The organism is Streptomyces sp. NPDC056347, from assembly GCF_042262625.1.
GTDB lineage: Bacteria > Actinomycetota > Actinomycetes > Streptomycetales > Streptomycetaceae > Streptomyces.
In genome coordinates, this window is record NZ_JBHJQP010000046.1 from 1 (window position 1) to 17,486 (window position 17,486).

General features: G+C 73.0%; 16 protein-coding genes. 5 read left to right on the plus strand and 11 right to left on the minus strand.

From position 1 onward, the window contains the following. Window positions 1-42 precede the first annotated feature (42 nt). Entirely contained in the window at window positions 43-324 is a 282-nt protein-coding gene (locus ACFCV8_RS13380; RefSeq protein ID WP_376685447.1) for a hypothetical protein, read from the minus strand. A gap of 688 nt (window positions 325-1,012) precedes the next feature. On the opposite strand from ACFCV8_RS13380, the gene ACFCV8_RS13385 reads away from it, so the two are divergent. The 3 genes from ACFCV8_RS13385 to ACFCV8_RS13395 all read left to right on the plus strand — a co-directional run bounded on the left by ACFCV8_RS13385 (window position 1,013) and on the right by ACFCV8_RS13395 (window position 4,739). Continuing rightward, window positions 1,013-1,375: a hypothetical protein gene (locus ACFCV8_RS13385; protein ID WP_376685448.1), complete on the plus strand. Its 363-nt coding sequence runs from the start codon at window positions 1,013-1,015 to the stop codon at window positions 1,373-1,375. A gap of 560 nt (window positions 1,376-1,935) precedes the next feature. Continuing rightward, a complete protein-coding gene (locus tag ACFCV8_RS13390; RefSeq protein ID WP_376685449.1) occupies window positions 1,936-3,177 on the plus strand; it encodes a hypothetical protein in 1,242 nt (413 codons plus the stop codon). A gap of 296 nt (window positions 3,178-3,473) precedes the next feature. Next, a complete protein-coding gene (locus ACFCV8_RS13395) occupies window positions 3,474-4,739 on the plus strand; it encodes a hypothetical protein (protein ID WP_376685450.1) in 1,266 nt (421 codons plus the stop codon). Window positions 4,740-5,163: 424 nt separating this feature from the next. Here the strand turns inward: ACFCV8_RS13395 and ACFCV8_RS13400 are convergent, their stop codons facing one another. From ACFCV8_RS13400 to ACFCV8_RS13410, 3 genes are all read right to left on the minus strand, one after another. Then, a complete protein-coding gene (locus tag ACFCV8_RS13400) occupies window positions 5,164-5,580 on the minus strand; it encodes an SsgA family sporulation/cell division regulator (protein ID WP_376685451.1) in 417 nt (138 codons plus the stop codon). Between the two features lie 81 nt (window positions 5,581-5,661). Then, window positions 5,662-6,090 carry a hypothetical protein gene (locus tag ACFCV8_RS13405; RefSeq protein WP_376685452.1) on the minus strand — a complete coding sequence of 143 codons (429 nt, stop codon included), beginning with the start codon at window positions 6,088-6,090 and terminating at the stop codon, window positions 5,662-5,664. A 560-nt stretch (window positions 6,091-6,650) separates the two neighbouring features. Beyond that, window positions 6,651-7,934 carry a glycosyltransferase gene (locus ACFCV8_RS13410; protein WP_376685453.1) on the minus strand — a complete coding sequence of 428 codons (1,284 nt, stop codon included), beginning with the start codon at window positions 7,932-7,934 and terminating at the stop codon, window positions 6,651-6,653. Window positions 7,935-8,003: 69 nt separating this feature from the next. Here ACFCV8_RS13410 and ACFCV8_RS13415 point away from each other — a divergent pair, with 69 nt between their 5' ends. Continuing rightward, window positions 8,004-8,642, plus strand: coding sequence for a TetR/AcrR family transcriptional regulator (locus tag ACFCV8_RS13415; RefSeq protein ID WP_376685454.1), 639 nt, complete (start codon window positions 8,004-8,006; stop codon window positions 8,640-8,642). A 288-nt stretch (window positions 8,643-8,930) separates the two neighbouring features. On the opposite strand, the gene ACFCV8_RS13420 is transcribed toward ACFCV8_RS13415, so the two are convergent. From ACFCV8_RS13420 to ACFCV8_RS13450, 7 genes are read right to left on the minus strand one after another with little or no spacing between them, the layout of a single operon-like run. Beyond that, window positions 8,931-10,160, minus strand: a complete 1,230-nt coding sequence (locus tag ACFCV8_RS13420; RefSeq protein WP_376685455.1) for a phosphopentomutase — start codon at window positions 10,158-10,160, stop codon at window positions 8,931-8,933. Window positions 10,161-10,172: 12 nt separating this feature from the next. Then, window positions 10,173-11,336 (minus strand): alanine racemase, encoded by a 1,164-nt coding sequence (locus ACFCV8_RS13425; RefSeq protein ID WP_376685456.1) that lies wholly within the window; start codon window positions 11,334-11,336, stop codon window positions 10,173-10,175. Window positions 11,337-11,338: 2 nt separating this feature from the next. Then, complete coding sequence (locus ACFCV8_RS13430; protein WP_376685457.1) at window positions 11,339-12,463, minus strand: aminotransferase class V-fold PLP-dependent enzyme; 1,125 nt, start codon at window positions 12,461-12,463, stop codon at window positions 11,339-11,341. Further along, window positions 12,456-13,403 (minus strand): phosphotriesterase, encoded by a 948-nt coding sequence (locus ACFCV8_RS13435; protein WP_376685458.1) that lies wholly within the window; start codon window positions 13,401-13,403, stop codon window positions 12,456-12,458. The genes ACFCV8_RS13430 and ACFCV8_RS13435 overlap by 8 nt, the downstream gene beginning before the upstream one ends. Before the next feature lie 23 nt (window positions 13,404-13,426). Then, window positions 13,427-14,776 (minus strand): YhfT family protein, encoded by a 1,350-nt coding sequence (locus tag ACFCV8_RS13440; protein WP_376685459.1) that lies wholly within the window; start codon window positions 14,774-14,776, stop codon window positions 13,427-13,429. Between the two features lie 39 nt (window positions 14,777-14,815). Then, window positions 14,816-15,175, minus strand: a complete 360-nt coding sequence (locus ACFCV8_RS13445) for a DUF2620 family protein (protein WP_376685460.1) — start codon at window positions 15,173-15,175, stop codon at window positions 14,816-14,818. Window positions 15,176-15,180: 5 nt separating this feature from the next. Beyond that, a complete protein-coding gene (locus ACFCV8_RS13450; protein WP_376685461.1) occupies window positions 15,181-15,582 on the minus strand; it encodes a transcriptional antiterminator in 402 nt (133 codons plus the stop codon). 896 nt (window positions 15,583-16,478) lie between these two features. On the opposite strand from ACFCV8_RS13450, the gene ACFCV8_RS13455 reads away from it, so the two are divergent. Then, window positions 16,479-17,276: a maleylpyruvate isomerase family mycothiol-dependent enzyme gene (locus tag ACFCV8_RS13455; protein WP_376685462.1), complete on the plus strand. Its 798-nt coding sequence runs from the start codon at window positions 16,479-16,481 to the stop codon at window positions 17,274-17,276. Window positions 17,277-17,486: the final 210 nt, after the last annotated feature.

Here is a 17,486-nt window from a genome sequence, read left to right on the forward strand (position 1 = left end):
GTCCTGGCGGGCCCCGCCACCTCTGCTCCGGATGACGCCCGGTCAGAGCAGGCCGCGTTCCATCAAGTCGTCCGCCTCCTCCCAGTCGATGAAGCGGCAGGACCCGTTCGTCAGATCAACCGCGACCGGAAGATTTCCGCCGAGTTGCATGTCCTCGCGTCCGTGGTCGAGATAGTCGACGTGGTCGTAGGGAGCGATGAACCACCCTCTGTCGGTGAAGCAGTACTCGGGAATGATCCGGACGCGGGAGGACGGACCCCAGGACCTGCTCTCGGCAGCGAGGAACTCTGCGGCCCCTCGCTCGGCCTCTTCCCTGTCAAGCATGTCGGTCGGTCCTCTCGAGGTAGTGGTGGCGACATCTCACCGCGGTCTTCGGGCCGCGCCCCGGGGAAGGCGTTCTCCGGGCCTGCGGGGCCATGAGGGGGCCGCCGGCCGGCGGAGGCTCCGGGTCGCCCGCCCCGAACGCGGCGCAACGTGCGCGGGCGGTCGGGCCGGGGTTGCGGCGGCGACCGGGCTCAGCAGGGGGTCTCCCACGGGTACGGGACGACCTTGGCGGCCTCCTGCGCGGCTTGTCGCGCCCGGTCCAGGGTGTGGAGAGGTCTCCGCCTGGGGCCGTCGCGCAGTTCCAGAGCCCGGTACAAGGCCGTACGGGCGGCCGTGGTGTCGGGTGTGCCCTCGACGGCCGGTCCGCCCGGGCCGCGCCGCGTTTCGGGCGGAGCCGTGAACGCGGGCGGCCCGGGGACGGCCGGGGCGGAAGCCGGGGGGAGCCGGCCGGGGCCGAGGGTTCGGCCGACACGAGCAGATCCCGGCGAGGCCCTTGGACAGGCCGGACCCGCCGAAGCACCGCGGCCGCCGGAATATTCCGGTACGCCCATGTTCGGGGCAATGGCCCTCCTCACACTCGAATTAGTTTTACGTTCAACTTTCTCGCAGTAGTCTCAACAAGTGCCTGGTCCAAGGCGGCCCGCGACCCTGTCCATGCAGGTCACGGGGTAGGCAAGGAGGAAGAATCATGGCATTCACCTTTGCGCGTCGCGTTGCCGTCGCGATGGTCTCCGTGGCGGTCGCGGCGGCCGGGCTGCTGGCCACCGGAGGCTCCGCCTCAGCCGCGGCTCTCCCGACCGGCGACCGGCCCGCCATCGCCTCCCCCGCGTCGTCGCCCGCCGGCACCCACCGCCATGACGGGCCCGGCCACAGGGGGAAGGGCGGGGACGGGCGGGGCAGCGACGCTCACGCCCACCGCGTCCACCGTGACGGCGGACACCGCCTCCGGGACCACGACGACCACCAGTACCGGACAAGCGATGACGGCCTGCGCCGCCAGTGGGTCCTCGACCAGGTCAACTGGATGCGGGACCACGACACCCGGCGCTGACGGGCGCGCGGCCCTCGTTCACGCCCCAGCCCCGGGGAATCAGCTCCTGCACCGGTCCAGTAATCAGGTGCAGGATCCACCGGCCGGATGATCGCCGGTGGAGGACCGGAGTACGGCTGACGAAGCCGTACTCAACCGCGGGACGGAATCCGCAGTCGCTTCAAGGGACGGCGGCGACTGGTACACCGGATTCCGCCCCGCGGCTCCGTATACGAGGTCGGACGCACTGTCGCGGGTCGTGAGGAACACGACGCCCGCGCGACGTGCGTCCCTCGGTCACCCCGAAGGCGTTCACCGCCCCACCCGCATGCCTCCTTCCGGCCGGCACCGCGCTGTCGGCGGCGGCGTCGCGGACGGGTGAGCGCCGGTCCACGGTCGCACGCGGCCGCACGCCGATCAAGGAGAAGGATCATGGAGCTGGCCCCTGCTCACCGGCCGGCCGCCGCGCGGGCCGGGCAAGCCCCGACGGACGTCACGGCCTCTGCGGCGGAGGATGTGCCGGCGGCCGCAGGCCTCATGAGGGGCGTATCACCGTTGTGGATGGAGCGGGAGCCGAAAGCATGACCGCGCACGTCCTCGCGCGAAGACGGGCCGTTGCCCTGCGGTGGCAGAACGCGAAGCGGGCCCGGTGGCCGCGGCGAGCCTTCCGGTCGGAACGGCCCGCAGCGGTACGGACCGCCAAAGCCCTGATCGCTGCCCTCCTGGCCTGGCAGACCGCCTCGTGGTGGCTTCCGGGCGAGCAGCGGTACCTCGCCGTGGCCACCGCGCTGGCCATGGTCAGCGCCCCCAGCGTCTACCGGTCCGTGACGCAGGCACTGCGCAACGTGGCGGCCCGGGCGACCGGGCTGTCGGTGGCCGTGGCAGTCGTGTGGGTGCTCGGCCCGGCCGCGGGGAGCGCCGCCGCCATCCCGGCGATCGCGCTGGTCGTCGCCGGCCGAAGGGGTTCCGACGGCCGTCTGCAGGTCGCCTCCACGGCGGTGCTCGCCCTGGCCGCGGCGACGGCCGTTCCGGTGGGGCATGTACTCGCGCTGACACTGGCGACGCTGACCGGTGCGTCGGTGGGGATCGCGGTCAACGCCCTCATTCTGCCTCCCGTGCACCTGAGTGCCTCCGACTCCGCGGTACGCGGTCTCGCCGCGGCCACGGGGGAACTGCTCCTGGACATGGGCCACGGACTGCGGGAACGGCAGCACGTCGACCGTGCGCACGCCTGGCTGGAAAAAGGCAGGCGTCTGGAGGACCTGGCGATGCGGGCTCACGAGGACGTGCGTGAGAGCCGGGAGAGCCTGCGCTGGAACACCCGGTGCGTCGTCGTCCGCGGACGACACGACCTGTCGGGCCACGGCACGGCGCTGCACGCCCTGCACCGGGTCACCTTCCAGGTCCGCGGCATCGCCCGGACGCTGGCCGACACCGTCGACGACCAGGACGCCGGCCCCCGCCTGGGCCGGACGTTCCTCGACCGGTACGCGGCGACCCTGGAGGCGGCGGGAGGAGTGATGAAGCACTTCGCCGCCCCCGGACCGGCCGGCGGCGCCGCCGAGGACGACGCCCGCCTGCGACTGCACCGGGCCATCGACGACGCTGCCGCGTGGCACACCATGATGACCGGCGAGATCCAGCAGGGCACACTGCACGAGCCGGGCTCGTGGCACGTGTACGGATCGCTGATGACCGACGCCGAACGCCTGCTCGCCGACCTCGACCGCGCGGCCCGCGCCACCGCACCCCCGCAGGTTCCCCGCCCGTGGACGAACGCCCGCGCGGCGCGGCGCGGCCACGGAAGGCCGCCGCGGTCCTGAAGGAGCCGCGGCCGGGCCCCGTGACGCCGGGACCCGGCCGGCTGCCGGCGGAGACGAACCAGCAACGGCGCAACGCGCGATCGGTGAACTGCTGCTGCGGCTGGAGAACGCCAGGCGGTCCCTCCACCGGGTCGGCCGGAGGCGGCTCGTCGCCTCCGGACACGAATCGGCCGTGGCCGGAATGACCGCCGGGGCCACGGAGTTTCCGCACGGACCTGCCGCCGGCCCGGTGGCCGACGCCCGTCTGCGAAACGAGGGCGGGCGGCCGTCCGGAGAAGCATCCCCGCCGGGAGACCGTGGACGCGATCAGATGCGTGGTCGACACCGGCGGCGAGTGGCGGGCCCTGCGCGAGAATGAGCCGGGCATAGACCAGACCCGTGCCGGCCTCACCGCCGTGACCGGCATCGCGGCGCTCACCGACTTTGCCGATACGGTGCCGTATCACCCGCTGTTCACGTTGCCGCGGGGGCACACGGGCGCGCCGAGGGGGAACAGTATGGCGACTATCGCGGTGGACGTGGCGGTTCCCGACGCGCTGCGGCCGGTCGTGGATGTGGCGGCGTTGCCGATGGCCCTCGGTGACGCGGGGCCGGCGTGGCTGGTGCTGTCCGGGGACGGACGGCTGGCGCGGTGGACGCCGGCGACCGGCGAGGTGCGGGACGTGGCCCGGTATCGGGAGGAGGGGCCGGCGTCCGAATACGGTGGCGGCGTTCGGCTGCGGCTTCATGTGTCCCGATGTGGGCGTTGGGCGGCGGTGGTTCAAGACCGCGGCCGGTACGGCACCGTCGTCGATCTCACCACCGGTTCACCGGCGTTGAAGTTGGACGGCGGGGATTACTGTTGTGAGACCGTCCCGTTCGCGTTGGCGTTCGCCGAGCACGGTGGCCGGCCGGTTGTCGTCCATCGCACTGACTGGAACCGGTTGGATGTCACCGATCTCGCGTCCGGCGAGGTGCTTACGGCGCGGGACGGCCCGGACAGAGATGAGGAAGATGCGGAGCACGACCTCGATTACTTCCACGGCACGCTGTCGCTGAGTCCTGACGGAACTCGTCTCTACGACGGCGGTTGGGTGTGGCAGCCGTGGGGGATGCCGGCGGTGTGGAGCCTGACCGCCTGGCTGCACGACAACCCGTATGAGTCCGAGGACGGGCCCAGCTATGCGGTGTATCCCGAGGTCTCGGAGTGGAACTGGCCGGTGGTGTGGATCGACGACGGGCGGATCGCGGTGTACGACCGGGACGACGCCGGCGGCGGTACCGTCCACGTCCTCGACCCCGCCTCGATCGAACCGCGCTCGCCGGGCGTCCGATGGATCAAGGCGGTCGCGACGTTCCCCTGGCCGGTCGGCGATCTCGGCTTTTTCACCGATGGAGAGCATCTGCTGATCGCCGACGAGGCCGGTCTGCGGGGCGTCGACATCACCAGCGGACAGCAGGTGTTCGCGATCGACGGGTTCCGCCCGGCGCGTCAGGATCGGCATACCGGAACGCTGATCCAGGTCGGAAGCGCCAATGCCCGGTTGTGGACGCCGCCGGGGTGGACCGCGCGCGCCGGCTGAGCCGCCATTTCCCGCGGGGTGCCGGGCGGGAGAACATCCGCGATGTCCACACCGGAAGGGCTCGACACCGCTTCTCGCAAGGGCAAGCACGGCGGGCGGCCGCCGGTCGTCACCGACGGCATGCTGCACACCGTGCTGCGGCGCCGTGTGAACGGCGAGTCCGTCGAGCGGATCCGGCCCGGCCCGATCACCCCCACCGGCAAGCGCAAGGGGCGCAGCCCCTCGGTGGCCGGCGTCTACCAGGCACTGGCCGAGCACGCCGAACGCGAGGCGTACCCGTGCCAGGGAGCCCACGCCGGTGAAGGCCGCCCGCGCATTCGTCTCTGCCGCCCGCTGTTGTTCCGCGGCGTACGGATTGCAGCACGCGAGGGGCGGGAACCACGGGCCGCCGAATCCCGCCGACTCCCGCCGGTGAAGCCGCGCTTCAGCCCGTGCCGTGCAGCAGGCGGCACAGTTCGGCCTCGACGTCGAGGTCGTCCGTCTCCCGTCCGGCCGGAACCAGCTGGTAGGTACGGGTCAGCCAGTCCGTCACTTCGCGGAGCGGGGCGGCGAGCCGGGCACGGCCCGCCGGGGAGGAGAGGGCGATGTTGAGCACCGCGTGGTGTCCGGTACCGCTGGGCCAGAGGAGTACGTCCCCTTCCCCGGCCAGCCGGAGGAGACCGTCGGCCAGGAGGTCGCGGGCGAAGGTCCATGTCACCGGCGATTCGGCACCGGTACGGAAGGCGAAGGACACGGCGTACGGGTCGTTCGGCCTGTAGCGCAGGCGGGCGGGGACCGTGACGTGCTCGTGAGGGGCGAGCACGAGGTGCATGTCGAGTGGCTGGTCCAAGTGGTAGGCCATGGCGTGCTCAACTCCTGGGCACCGGGCGGGCGGCCGCACCGCCGTCCGTGCGGGGAAACGGCGGCGCGGCACGTCCCGGGATCAGCGGAAGAGGTGGTGGCCGAAGCCCTGCGGGAGACTGGTCACCACGACCCACGTGCCGTGGGCCGAGCTGTACAGGCGGTGGCCGTCGTAGCGGTAGTGACGGCCGTGGTCGTCGCTGTACCAGCTGCTACCGGTGCGGTACCAGGTCCGGTAGCCGTCCCAGCGGTGATCGCGGTCCCCGCGGTAGTCATGATCACGACGGTCATTGCGGTCCCAGCGGTCGTCATGGCCCCAGCGGTCACCACGGCGGTCGTCCCACTGTCCATGTCCGTTCGCACTCACGGAGTGAGAAACGTTCGCCGTTCGCTCGGCCTCGGGCCTCGGGGCCGCGGAGGCCGCGCCGGTACCCGCCAGCAGCGCGCCACCGGCAATGGCGACCGCAACGGCCGAGGCGGCCATCCGCCGCTTCATCAGACGGTTCAGCATTACTTTTCTCCTTGTTCCTCCCGTGGCCGCCGGGTTGACGACCAGGGAACCCATACCGGGCTATTTGGACGTATCGAACCCTATGCCAGATTTAGTTGAATGCTAAACGGCTGTCTCGTGAAGTATTTCACCTGATCAACAAGAGGGAGCGGGGAACAAAAGCAGGGGCGAACCGGCTTAAGTCCGGCCCCACATCGGCCGGCCCATGTCGTGCGTGCGTCACGGCACGGACGGGTATCTCGCGAGGCTCGTCTCCATGCCCCTCGGGCGGGGCAAGGCCCCCAGACACCTCGAGCTCCGCGGGGCCGGCGGCGCGATGGCGACGGGGGCGGCCCGGGGCGGCGAGTGGCCCCGGAGGTGCGGGCGCATGTCGCGGTCGGCGAGGTGGGCGATGGAGAGGCCGGCGAGGTGGGCGGCGGAGAGGCCGGCGAGGGGGTTCGGGCCTCACCGGCCGTCCCGCCGGGGGCCGGCCGACGGCTCCGTGGTCCCCGGCCGGACGCCGACCCCCTCCCCCGCGGTCCGCTTCCCGGGCGTCGCTTCGGCGGCCCGGGAGTGCCGTGTCAGGCCGGGCGCCCCGCGTCGATCAGGGCGGCGAGGGCGCCGATGCCGCCCGCCGCCGCGATCTGTTCGGCCAGGACCCCGGCCCTGTGGCGGTAGCCCGGCTCGGCCAGTACCCGGCGGGCCGCCGTGCCCAGGGTCCTGGCCGACGGGCAGTTGGTGCGCAGCCCGATGCCCGCACCCGACCAGGAGACCCGGGCCGCCACCTCGGCCTTGTCCTCGGTGGCCCCGGCGACCACCAGCGGGACGCCGTGGCGCAGCGCGAAGTGCACACCGCCGTATCCGCCGTTGGTAATCATCAGGGCGGTGCGTGGCAGCAGTTCGTCGTACGGCAGGAACGGGGCCGTTCTCGCGTTGCCGGGCAGCCCGGCCTCCCAGGCGGGCGTCCCGCGGCCGCCGGTGGCGACGACGACGGTCACGTCCTCGCCCGCCAGTGCCGCCACCGCAGGGTTGATCAGTTCGTCGAAATCGGTGTTGGCGGCCGTGCCCTGGGTGACCAGGACGACCGGGCGGTCGTGATCGAGTGCGGGCCACCAGTCGGGCAGCCGGTGGTCGCCCGTGGAGCTGCGGCCCAGCGGTCCGATGAAGTGCACGGGTGCGCGCGTTCCGGGGCGCGGGTACTCGAAGTCCGGAACGGTCAGCTGCACCAGGTCGTCCGCCAGCGCGGGCCAGTCGAAGAACAGCCCGGGCAGCGGGCGGCCGGTGATCCGTCGGCACAACTGCGACAGGTCCCGCTGCTGTGCCGGGAAGACCATCCGCCGTACCAGCGTGGTGAGTGCCCGGTTGCGCAGTCGGCCGAGCGGACCGCCGCGGGGCGGCAGGCCGAGTCCGAACGGGGCGACGTCGGGTCCCGTGAGCGGCAGCGGAACGATGCCCGCCAGCATCAGTCGCGGGCGCCGGTCGCGGGGCAGCAGGGCCAGTGGGGCGGCGCCGAGGAACAGCGGCTCGGCCAGCACGACATCGATGCCGTGCTCGTCGACCAGCGCGGTGACGGTTTCGTACTGCGGCTCGGCCGCGCGGAAGAACATGTGGTCCAGGTCGAAGCGCATCGCCGCGAGACCGCGCTTGCCCGCCCGTTCCGGGTGGGCGTCCGCCCAGGTGTCGTCGAAGTCCACCGCCTGCGGCAGCGGCGCGAAGTCGGCCCCGGTGGCCCGGACCCGGTCGGCGAAGCGGCGGCCCGTCACCAGCACCACGCGGTGTCCGGCGGCGACCAGGCCGCGGGCGATGGCCAGCAACGGGGTGACGTGCCCCTCGGCGGGCGACGAGCAGATGAGAATTCCGGACATGTACGCCTTCCCCCTGAGCTAGCATTGGCTAACTCCAGGAAGTATTGACTACACCTCAAGGAAGTTCAAATGAGTGGGGCGGCACGTCGCGGCTACCGGTCGGCACTGCGCACGGATCAGGCCGAGGCGACACGGCGGCGGGTCCTCGCAACGGCCGCGGACCGCTTCGCGAAGCACGGTTACGGGCGGACGACACTGGCCGGGATCGCCGCGGACGCCGGAGTATCGGTCGAGACCGTCAAGGGGTACGGGCCCAAGCGCGCCCTCCTGCTGGCCGCCTTCGAACAGGCCTTCGCCGGGGACGAGGGTTCGGTACCCCTGCTGGAGCGTGAGCAGTTCACGGCCATCGAGCACCTGGAGGGCGAGGCGTACCTCGCCGCGGGCATCGCGCTGATCGCCGCCGCCAACGCCCGCTCGGCAAGGCTCTGGCGCGCCTTCGTCAGTGCCGCGGACACGGAGGCCGATGTCCGTGCCGTTCTGGACCAGTTGCTCGACCGGCGCCGCACCGACATCCACGGAGCCGTCGCCCGGCTGCGCGCCCGTGGGCTGGTGGACGCGTCCGTGGGCGAGGAGGCCTCGGCGGCCCTGTCCTTCGTGCTCTCCCCCGAGGGGTACGAACAGCTGGTCCTCGACGCCGGGTTGACCGAGCATCAGTACCGCGAGTGTCTGGAACGGCTCGTCGCGGGCGTGCTGCGTCCCGGTCCATGACCGCGGCCGAGGAGTGTGCCGGGCACTTCGCGCCGCGCCGCCGCCCCGGCACCGGCGGGGACCGCGCGGTTCCCGCGGGTCCGCAGCCGTGACGGAACGGCCCGTGACGACCGGTACGGGCGGGGCTCCTCCCCCACCGGACGGCGGGAACCGGGCCGGTCCGTCCCCCGCCGTCCGGGCCGGTCCGGCCACCGTCGCCCGGCTCGCGCCGGGGCCGATGGCACCGTGGCCGTGCCGGATGCCTTCCGGGTGTGCGGGCGGGGTGCCCGGTGAGCCGACGGCGCGGCGTCAGCCGGCCTGCCGCAGGGGGTGCAGGACGGTCCCGTGGTCCAGTCCGCCGGGGTCCATGCCGAGGCACGCGGCCGCGGTCGCGCCCAGGTCCGCGAGGCTGCCGGCATCGGGCAGGCGCCCCGGGGCCGAGCCCGGCCGGTGCATCAGAACGGGTACGAACTCGCGGGTGTGGAAGGCGTGGCCGATGGTGGGGTCGTTGCCGTGGTCGCCGGTGACGATCAGGCAGTCGCCGGGGATGTCGAGCAGTGCGAGCAGTTCGCCCAGCCCCTGGTCGGCGCGTTCCAGCACAGAGCCGTAGCGGTCGGCGTCCTGCTGGTGCCCGGCCAGGTCGGTCTCCTGGACGTTGACGACGACCAGGGCGTCCCCGTCGGCGCGGACGGCGTCCACGGCGTGCGCGAGCGCGTCCTCGGTCGCCACCGCCGGGCGGCACACCGCGGCATCGCAGGCGAGGATGTCGGCGGCCTTGCCGACGAGTGTGACGGGGATCCCCGCGCGGGCCGCGAGTTCCGGCAGCTGCCGGGTGTGGTCCAGGGGGCCGCCCAGGTGCTTCACCCGCAGGCCGCCGTTGCGGTAGAAGCCGCTGGCGGGTGTGTCGAGGCCGACGGTGCCGCCGTCGCCGGGCCGGACGAACCCGGCCAGCGGCGCGTCCGCGTGGCCGCCGACCGCGATGACGCGGGCGACCGGTGCGACCGAGCGGACGGTCACGGCGATGGAGAGGATCTGCCTGAACGGCAGGTCGTCGAGTCGGCCGGAGACGTTCCAGTTGATGCCCGGGTCGGCTTCCAGGTTGTCGTGCACCAGGACCACGCCGTCCACGAGCAGCACCGGCAGGTCCTCCAGCGGCTCCGTCCCGTGCCCGGCGGTCCGCAGTGCGGCGGCCGTGGTGTCGAGGTGGTCGGCGAGCCGGGCCACGGCCACCGTGCGGAGGTCGGCTCCCATCATGGTCTGGTGGCCCGCGTAGGTGTCCGCCCCCGGGTAGCCGAGGGCGGCCCGGCCCACCGCCACGGGCAGCGTGGTGCGCGCGGCCAGGTCCGGGTGCGGGCGGACCAGGCCCAGGCCGAGTGCTGACAGTGCGGGCAGGTGCAGCGCCCGGCCCCGGGTGCGGTGGCAGTGGTCGAGGAGGTGGCCGCACGTGTCGGCGGCGGCGTCGCCGGGCCGCAGGGCTCCGGCGTCGGGCATGGCGCCGACGCCGAAGCCGTCGAGGACGACGATGACGGTTCTGCTCATGGGTGCTGTTCCTCAGTCAAGGGCCCGGCCCAGGGCGCTGTACAGGCCGTGCAGCCGGGGCGTGCCGGACGACAGTCCGGCGACGACGGCGACGTTGCTGCGGGTGACGAAGACCTGGGTGCGGAAGGCGAAGACCGCCGTGTCGCCGAGCTCGGCGTCGCCCGGCGTCGCGGGCGCTTCCAGCAGCCGGTAGTAGTCGATGTTCTCGGCGGGTGCGTCGTGCACGGCCAGCCGCGCCCCGGAGCGGGGCAGGAGCGCGTCGTTGATCCTGGCACGGGGGTAGAAGCCGCCGCCGTGGACGGCCGGGCGGCCGTCGGCGAGGGTGTGCGCCACCTCGCTGATGTAGACGTAGCCCGGGCGCTCGCTCCGGTGCCCGGCCGCGTGCAGCGGAGTGGTACCGGTCAGTGCGTGGCCGGGCTCGGCGTGGGTGGCACCGTGCCGTGCCAGCAGCGGCAGTGCGGCCACCGAGCTGGCGCCCGGCGCGCTCAGCTTCAGGCCGTGGTGTCCGCGCGCGGCGAGCCGGTCCCGCGCGGCCAGCGCCGACGGCAGGTTGGCGGTGGGCTCCGGTTCGCCGGTGTCCGGGTCGCACCGTACGCAGGGGAAGGCGGTGACGCCCGCGATCCGTACGCCCGGCAGCCGCTCCACCCGCTCCGCGAAGCCGTCCAGCCTCTCCGGCGGGACGCCGCCCTCCTGCCCCGGGTGGACCGTGCCCGGCGCGCCCTGGAGCCGGACCAGCAGGGGCTGGACGAAACCGAGCCGCCGCGCCGCGCGGCTCACCGCCTCCGCGTTGGCCACGTCGTAGACGGTCACGGCCTCCGGACGCCAGGCGAGCATCTCCTCCAGCGACCGGGCGGGGATCTGGGCCAGGTGTCCCAGGTTCCCGGCCCGTGCTCCGGCCGCGTGCAGGATCCGTGCCTCCGGCGCGTCGATGGCCGCGAACTGCGGGATGTGCCGCGCGATCGCCCGGACCAGTTCGGGATTGCGGCCGAACTGCTTGGCGACGAACCACAGTGTCAGGCCCAGCCGTTCGGCTTCGGCGGCGAGCAGCCGTGCGTTGGCCTCGATGGTGTCGAGGTCCATGACGTAGGTGTCGGGCGGGATCGCGCCGCTGCGGTGCAGCGCGGTGGCCGTTTCCACCAGTTCCGGGTTACGGGTCAGTACGGTGTCGAGGAACACGGTCAGTCGTCCTTGGGCCGGTGCAGGTCGGCGAGCGAGCGGCGCAGGATGTCCAGCACCAGGTCCGCGCCGGCGCGCATGGGGTTGATGCGGATCGTCCAGTCGGCGAGCTCGGGGGCGTCGTCGAGGCTCGAACGGGACATCCGGTAGAAGAGCGGGGCGATCTCGTAGCGGGAGTTGGAGCCCACGGGATAGGGCGCGGCGCCGTACCGGGCCGCGGCGGCGGGCAGTTCCCGGGCCACGGGCCGGTCCAGACGGACCAGCAGGCAGCGGTCCTGCGCGTTGGCGATCCGGACCTCGGCGACGCCGTCCACCTCGCCGCCGGCCAGCCGCTCGGCGGCCTCCGTGGTCACCTGGGACTGGACGGCCCACAGCACCGGCACGTGGGTGAGCGCGCGCAGCGCGTCCAGGGCCTGGTGACCCTGGACCTGGCCGCCGCCGGAGTAGTTGTCGGCGTGGACCCGGTCCACCAGGTCCCGGGACCCGGCCACCACGCCGACGCCTTCGGGGCCGTGCAGTTTGAAGAGGGAGAAGCAGGAGGCGTCCGCGCCCAGTTCGGTCCCGCACGCCGGTACGCGCATCACCGCGTAGTTGTCGTCGACGACGGTCCGGGTCCCGTGCCGCCGGCAGGCCGCCAGGACGTCGCCCGGGTCGTAGCGGTCGGCCAGCCGCTGGCGGGTGTGCTGGACGTATGCCCAGGCGAACCGTCCGGTTGCCAGGGCCTCTTGCAGCGCGTGCGGGTCGTTGAAGTCGGCGGTGGCGGTGCGTACGCCGAGACCGCGTAATGTCGTCAGGGTCGTGCGGTAGACCGGGGCGCGGTGGATGAGCAGCTCGGTGCCGGTGTCGAGCGCGGCGGTCAGTGCGGCCCGGATCGCGCCGGTGCCCGCGCCCTGGACGAGGGCGGCGGCCTCGGAGCCGAGGAAGTCGGCGAGGACGGCTTCCACGCGCGCGGTCGTGCGCGGGCGGCCCGGCCCGGGAACGACGCCGGCGTCGGCGGCGAACAGCTGCTCGCCCTCGAAGTGGCGGGCGGTGCACTCCAGCAGCCGGAACTGCTTGGCGACGGCGTCGGCGAGCGGCACGGTCGGCAGCGGGAAGGTTCGGGGCAGCCGGGCCCCGGGGCTAGGCATCGGACTTCTCCCGGGTGTCGGTGCCGGTCAGAAAGCGCAGCGGGTTGCGGCGGGTGATCAGGTCGATCAGGTCCGCGTCCGCTCCTGCCGCGCGCAGCCGGGGCAGGAAGGAGCGGAACAGGTGGCCGTAGCCGGTGCCGCCCTCGCCGGTGAGGTAGCCGTGGCGGGAGACGTCGCAGGAGAGCAGCACCCGGTCTGCGTGGCCGGACTCGATCAGTGCCAGCAGCAGTCGGAGCCGGGTCGTGTCGCTCCGGTAGTGGTTCTTGCCGATGGTGTCGAGGCAGACGTAGGCGCCTTCGGCGGCGAGAGCGCGGTGGACGGCCGGGGCGTCGAGCAGGTCCTGGTGGCCGATGGCCACACGGTGCGGTGCCAGCCCCGCGGTGGTGAGCAGGCCGAGCTGGGCCGGGCCGCCCACGCCGAGGTGGGCGTGGGTGGCCACGGACAGCCCGGTGCGGAGGGCGGCGTGGGCGGCGGCGGTGAGTGTCCGCCGTTCCGGTTCGCTCGGGTGCTCGCCGTGGCTGCCCACCTCGCCGATCACTCCGGGGCGGATCCCGGTGGTGCCCATGCCCTGCTCGATGTCCCGTACGAGGGTGTCGGTGAGCTGTTCGACACCGGCTCCGTTCACCTCGTCCGGGTGGAACGGCTCGTAGTACCAGCCGGTGGCCGCGACCACCGCGACCCGGGACGCCGCGGAGACGCGGGCCAGTGCGTCCGTGTCGTGGCCCATGCCCCGGCAGGTCTGTTCGACGACCAGTGACAGTCCGAACTCCGCTCGCAGGGAGGCGAGTTCGTCGGTGACCTGTTCGGTGTGCCGGGCGTCGAGCACGGCCTCGCGGTCGCTGTCGCGGCGCAGGTCGAGGGCGATGTGCTCGTGGGCGAGGACGGGGCCGGTGACGAGGGAGGGGGCGAGTGGGCCGGTGACGGTGGCGATGGTGTGCATGCGGGTGCCTTCCGGATACCTGTTCACCCCTTGGCCGGGGCGAACAGGTGCAGCCAGTAAAGGACGTTGAGGGCGATGCCGCCGACGACCACCGCGGCCGGTGCGGCGGCCATGCGGACCACCGGCCGGCCCATGGCCTCGTTCAGCAGGTACAGCCCGCCGACGACGAGGATGCCGAGGCCGCCGCCCATGGTGTCGGCGGCCATGAGGGAGCCGAAGAGGATCGCCAGGCCGAGGGTGTCGCCGATCGCGCCGCGCAGGTGCTCCGAGCTGTCGCGGACCGACGGGAACGCTCCCAGCAGTCTGCCCAGCCGTGAGAGCAGCAGCACCTCGGCGGCGAGGACGAGCGCGCCGCAGACCAGGGCCGTCCACGGATTCGGCATCAGGTAGCCGATCGGGTAGACCAGGGTGAAGCCGGCGATGCCGTATGCGCCGGAGGCCAGGGCGGTCGTCGCGATCAGCGGGACGAAGCCGAGGACACGGTAGAAGTCGACCTGGGCCGCCGCGCCGTATTCGTGCTTGGCGATCAGGAAGCTGGTGGCCTCGCCCCCGCCGAATATGTGCATCCTGGCCAGCAGGCACACGCCCGCGCCGAGCACCATGAACAGCGGCAGGTGCCTGCGCAGCCGGGCCGCGCTCGCACCGAACAGCGATGTCATCGGATCGTCGCCGCCGGCCGGACCGGCCGCAGCGGTGCGGCCGGTCTTCCCGGCCCGGCGCTGCCCGATGTCGTGGAAGGCGGCGAAGCCGATCAGCATGAGCACGCCGGCCGCCATCGCGATCGAGCCCGCGAACATCTTCGGCCACAGCTTCATGGTGGCGACGACCAGTACCAGTTCGACCACGCCCGCCGCGCCGCCGCGCACTCTGCCGAACTGCTTGGTGATGGCGAGCACGGGAAACAGTGCGAACAGGAACAGGATCGGCGTCGACATCTGCTGCAGGGCGGTCAGGAAGTCGATCGGCAGCCGGTGCGCGAGCGTGTTGGCCCCGCCGAGGCCGAAGACCACGACGGCGCCCCAGGCCGCGCCGAGGAACGGCGCCAGCCATTTCCTCGGCGCGAGGATGCCGAGGATGTCGGTGGGCAGGAAGAGCAGCCACGGGTTGAGTACGCCGGTGGACAGTGCCATCGGCGCGCCGAGGCCGAAGACGAACCCCGCGGACAGCCCGAACGAGACCGCGGCCGTGGCGCTGCGTGTGCTGTCGCCGCGGATGAAGTCGAGGAGGAAGGGCCGGACCCCGTCGTTGAAGACGGCCAGTGCTTGGTGGGAGATGAAGGCCGTCAGCGCGCACAGGGCGATGACGACGAGTTCCTGGGGCAGCGAGAAGCTGAGGCCGGTGCCGGTGCTGCCCGCGGCGAGGTACGAACTCAACGGGAACTCCCTTGCCTTGTCGCGCCGAAGTGGGGCCGGTCAGCCGGAGTGCGTGGCGATGGCACGGGCGATCACCGGGGCGGCGGTGTCGATCTGGTCCATGCTGAAGCCGAAGACCCTGGTGCCGCCCGCCAGCAGCGCGGCGACCTCCTCCTCCCCGGGAACGGATCGCCCGAAGGTGTGGCAGGCCTTCTTGCCCATCAGGCCGACCAGCACGCCGAGCGACGCACCGGCACCGGTGTAGCAGGTGCCCAGGAAGTAGTCGGCCTCGCCCGCGCGCAGCTTCGTCGCGGCGTCCATGTCGTTGGAGACGGCGACTTCGAGGCCGTCGACGGCCATCGCGGTGATGGTCCGGGCGACCTCGGTCTTGCCGACACCGCCGGTGAGGATCTTCTTCATGGTCTTCAGCTGCCTTCCGTGCTCGGGGTGGGACGGGCGTGTGAGCGCTGTGCCAGAACGGCGAGGTGCATGCCGAGGAGGCCGATCTCGGACTCGGGCAGGCCCGCGCCCAGCCGCGCGCGGGCCCGCTCGGCCATGGCGCGGGCCCCGGCCACGGCCTCGGGGTGTCCGGCCAGTTCGGCGGCCACCTGCTCGTCGGTGAGGAACTGCTCGATGGCCTCGCCGTTGAGCAGGCGGGTGAGCGCCATCACGAGATGGCTGGTCAGCATGCCCGCGGTGTCCTCGGTGACCGTCTGTCCGCCGGCCGCCAGCGCGTCGAGTTCGCCGGTCACGAAGTCGATGACCCGCGACTCGGCCCGGCCGTCGTCGCGGAACAACCGCAGCCTCAGTGCGAGCCGTTCTTCCATCCGGGCTCCTGGTCCTTTCGTGATCGCTGTCCGGTGGGCCGTGTCCTGTGTGGTGGGTCGGTCCGGTCGTTCGCAGCAACAGGGTGTGGCGGCGGGGCCGGTGAGGGCCAGACAGCTGCGGGGGCGTTCACAGGAATGGCCGGGTCCGTGGTGGCCGGTCGGCCACGGCATGGTCCGTCCGTTCGATCACCCGCCTTCGGTGTCCGAGGTGTTCGCCGGATCCGGCTGCCCCGCGGGCAGGTGTGTCCCGTGTCCTGCCGCACGGCGGACGTACCTTCGGCTGCGGGATCGACGGCTTCGCGATCTCCCGCGGCCTGTCCGGAACGATCCGATTCCCCGCATCCCGCCCCATGAACGGCCCAACGAGCGTCCACCGGGCAGGACACCGTCCCAAGACAACGGAGCCGCGCGGGAGGGGAGTTCGTTCGTACAGGCCCCGCGCGGGCGGCCGGTCCGGGATCTCGCCGCCCCTGTGCGGAGCCGCACTGGCCCTGGTCCTGTCGCGGGCCGGTTCACAGCAGGTCTCGTATGCGGGTGCGCGGTCGGGCTTATGGCCTTCGGCCCGGGATCCCGGATCGTGGAATACGAATCGTCCGGCGGCGAGGTCGTGATCGCGGTCGTGCCGGAGGAACCGGACCACGTGATCAGGGCTCCGGGGCGTGCGTGGCCTGCCGCTCGTGCTGCCGGCCGAGGGGCGGCCCGGTTCTTTCTTCGTCCGGCTGTCGGTGCGGGGGTCTTCCGGGCCGGGCGCCGAGTCATGAGTGTGAGGAGAGCGGAGAGCGGACCCCGCGGCCCCGTCGGGACCCGAGCATCCCGCCGCCGGATCCATCGGTCCCGGTCCGGCCACCTGCGAAAATCGCTGTCCGATGATCGGAGCGCGGTGGTAGAAATCCGGCGTGCAAAAGACTCTTGAGCTCTCCGGCCTGCTGCGACTGATCGACGAGCGGTCGGCCGCCTTCCGCGCCGCGGTCGCCGCCGCGCCCGGTCTCGACGTGCGGGTGCCGACCTGCCCCGAGTGGACGCTGTTCGATCTGGTCGAGCACCTGGGCGGAGGAGACCGTTTCTGGGCCGCTGTCGTCGGCGCCGGGCCCGCCGGCGCTCCCCCGGCCGAGGCCACCGCCGCGCGCGCCGCCCTGGAGGCGCCGAAGGAGCGCGAGGCCCTGCTGGACTGGCTGGCCGCATCGACGGAGCTGCTGCTGGACGCCCTGCGCGAGGCGGGCCCGGAGAGCGGTTGCTGGGCGTGGTGGAGCCCGTCGCAGTCGCCGCACAGCGCCGGCGGGGTGGCCCGGCACCGGGTCCAGGAGACCGCCGTGCACACCTACGACGCCCAGCTCGCCATCGGCGCACCGGATCCGCTGCCGGCCGAGGTCGCGCTCGACGGCGTCGAGGAGTTCCTGTTCACCTGCTGCGCGACGCCGAGCGCCTGGCCGCACGAGCCCACCGCCTTCGACTTCCACGCCGCCGAGGGCCGCTCCTGGCGCCTCACCGTCGATGCCGACGGCGCGCGCACCACCAGCATCCCCGCGCCCGGCAGCACCGCCGGCCAGGACCCCGGCCCGGCCGGCGCCGCCGTCCACGGTACGGCCGCCGAGCTGGTCCTCTTCAATTACGACCGCATCCCGCTCGGCTCCCTGCGCGTCGACGGGGACGCCGAACTGTTCGGCCTGCTCCGCGTCTGGGAGCCGGAGGAGTAGGACGCGGCGGAGCCGGCCGCCCCGCCGCCCCGGTCGCTTCGCCGCGGCGGCGACCCGCACGAAGCGGGCGCGTCGGGCGCGGTGCTTCCGGCGGGAGCCCGGGATCAGCGGCGGTCGCGCTGCCCGGGAACACGACCGCCGCCACCGCCAGGACCGGCCGGCCCGCCCAGGGCCGGCCGTGCGAGCACGAAGGTCGTCACGTGCCTGGGG

Coding starts and splice junctions, on each gene's coding strand:
- ACFCV8_RS13380 (WP_376685447.1), bottom strand. CDS start 324: ATGCTTGACAGGGAAGAGGCCGAGCGAGGGGCCGCAGAGTTCCTCGCT.
- ACFCV8_RS13385 (WP_376685448.1), top strand. CDS start 1,013: ATGGCATTCACCTTTGCGCGTCGCGTTGCCGTCGCGATGGTCTCCGTG.
- ACFCV8_RS13390 (WP_376685449.1), top strand. CDS start 1,936: ATGACCGCGCACGTCCTCGCGCGAAGACGGGCCGTTGCCCTGCGGTGG.
- ACFCV8_RS13400 (WP_376685451.1), bottom strand. CDS start 5,580: ATGGCCTACCACTTGGACCAGCCACTCGACATGCACCTCGTGCTCGCC.
- ACFCV8_RS13405 (WP_376685452.1), bottom strand. CDS start 6,090: ATGCTGAACCGTCTGATGAAGCGGCGGATGGCCGCCTCGGCCGTTGCG.
- ACFCV8_RS13410 (WP_376685453.1), bottom strand. CDS start 7,934: ATGTCCGGAATTCTCATCTGCTCGTCGCCCGCCGAGGGGCACGTCACC.
- ACFCV8_RS13415 (WP_376685454.1), top strand. CDS start 8,004: ATGAGTGGGGCGGCACGTCGCGGCTACCGGTCGGCACTGCGCACGGAT.
- ACFCV8_RS13420 (WP_376685455.1), bottom strand. CDS start 10,160: ATGAGCAGAACCGTCATCGTCGTCCTCGACGGCTTCGGCGTCGGCGCC.
- ACFCV8_RS13430 (WP_376685457.1), bottom strand. CDS start 12,463: ATGCCTAGCCCCGGGGCCCGGCTGCCCCGAACCTTCCCGCTGCCGACC.
- ACFCV8_RS13435 (WP_376685458.1), bottom strand. CDS start 13,403: ATGCACACCATCGCCACCGTCACCGGCCCACTCGCCCCCTCCCTCGTC.
- ACFCV8_RS13445 (WP_376685460.1), bottom strand. CDS start 15,175: ATGAAGAAGATCCTCACCGGCGGTGTCGGCAAGACCGAGGTCGCCCGG.
- ACFCV8_RS13450 (WP_376685461.1), bottom strand. CDS start 15,582: ATGGAAGAACGGCTCGCACTGAGGCTGCGGTTGTTCCGCGACGACGGC.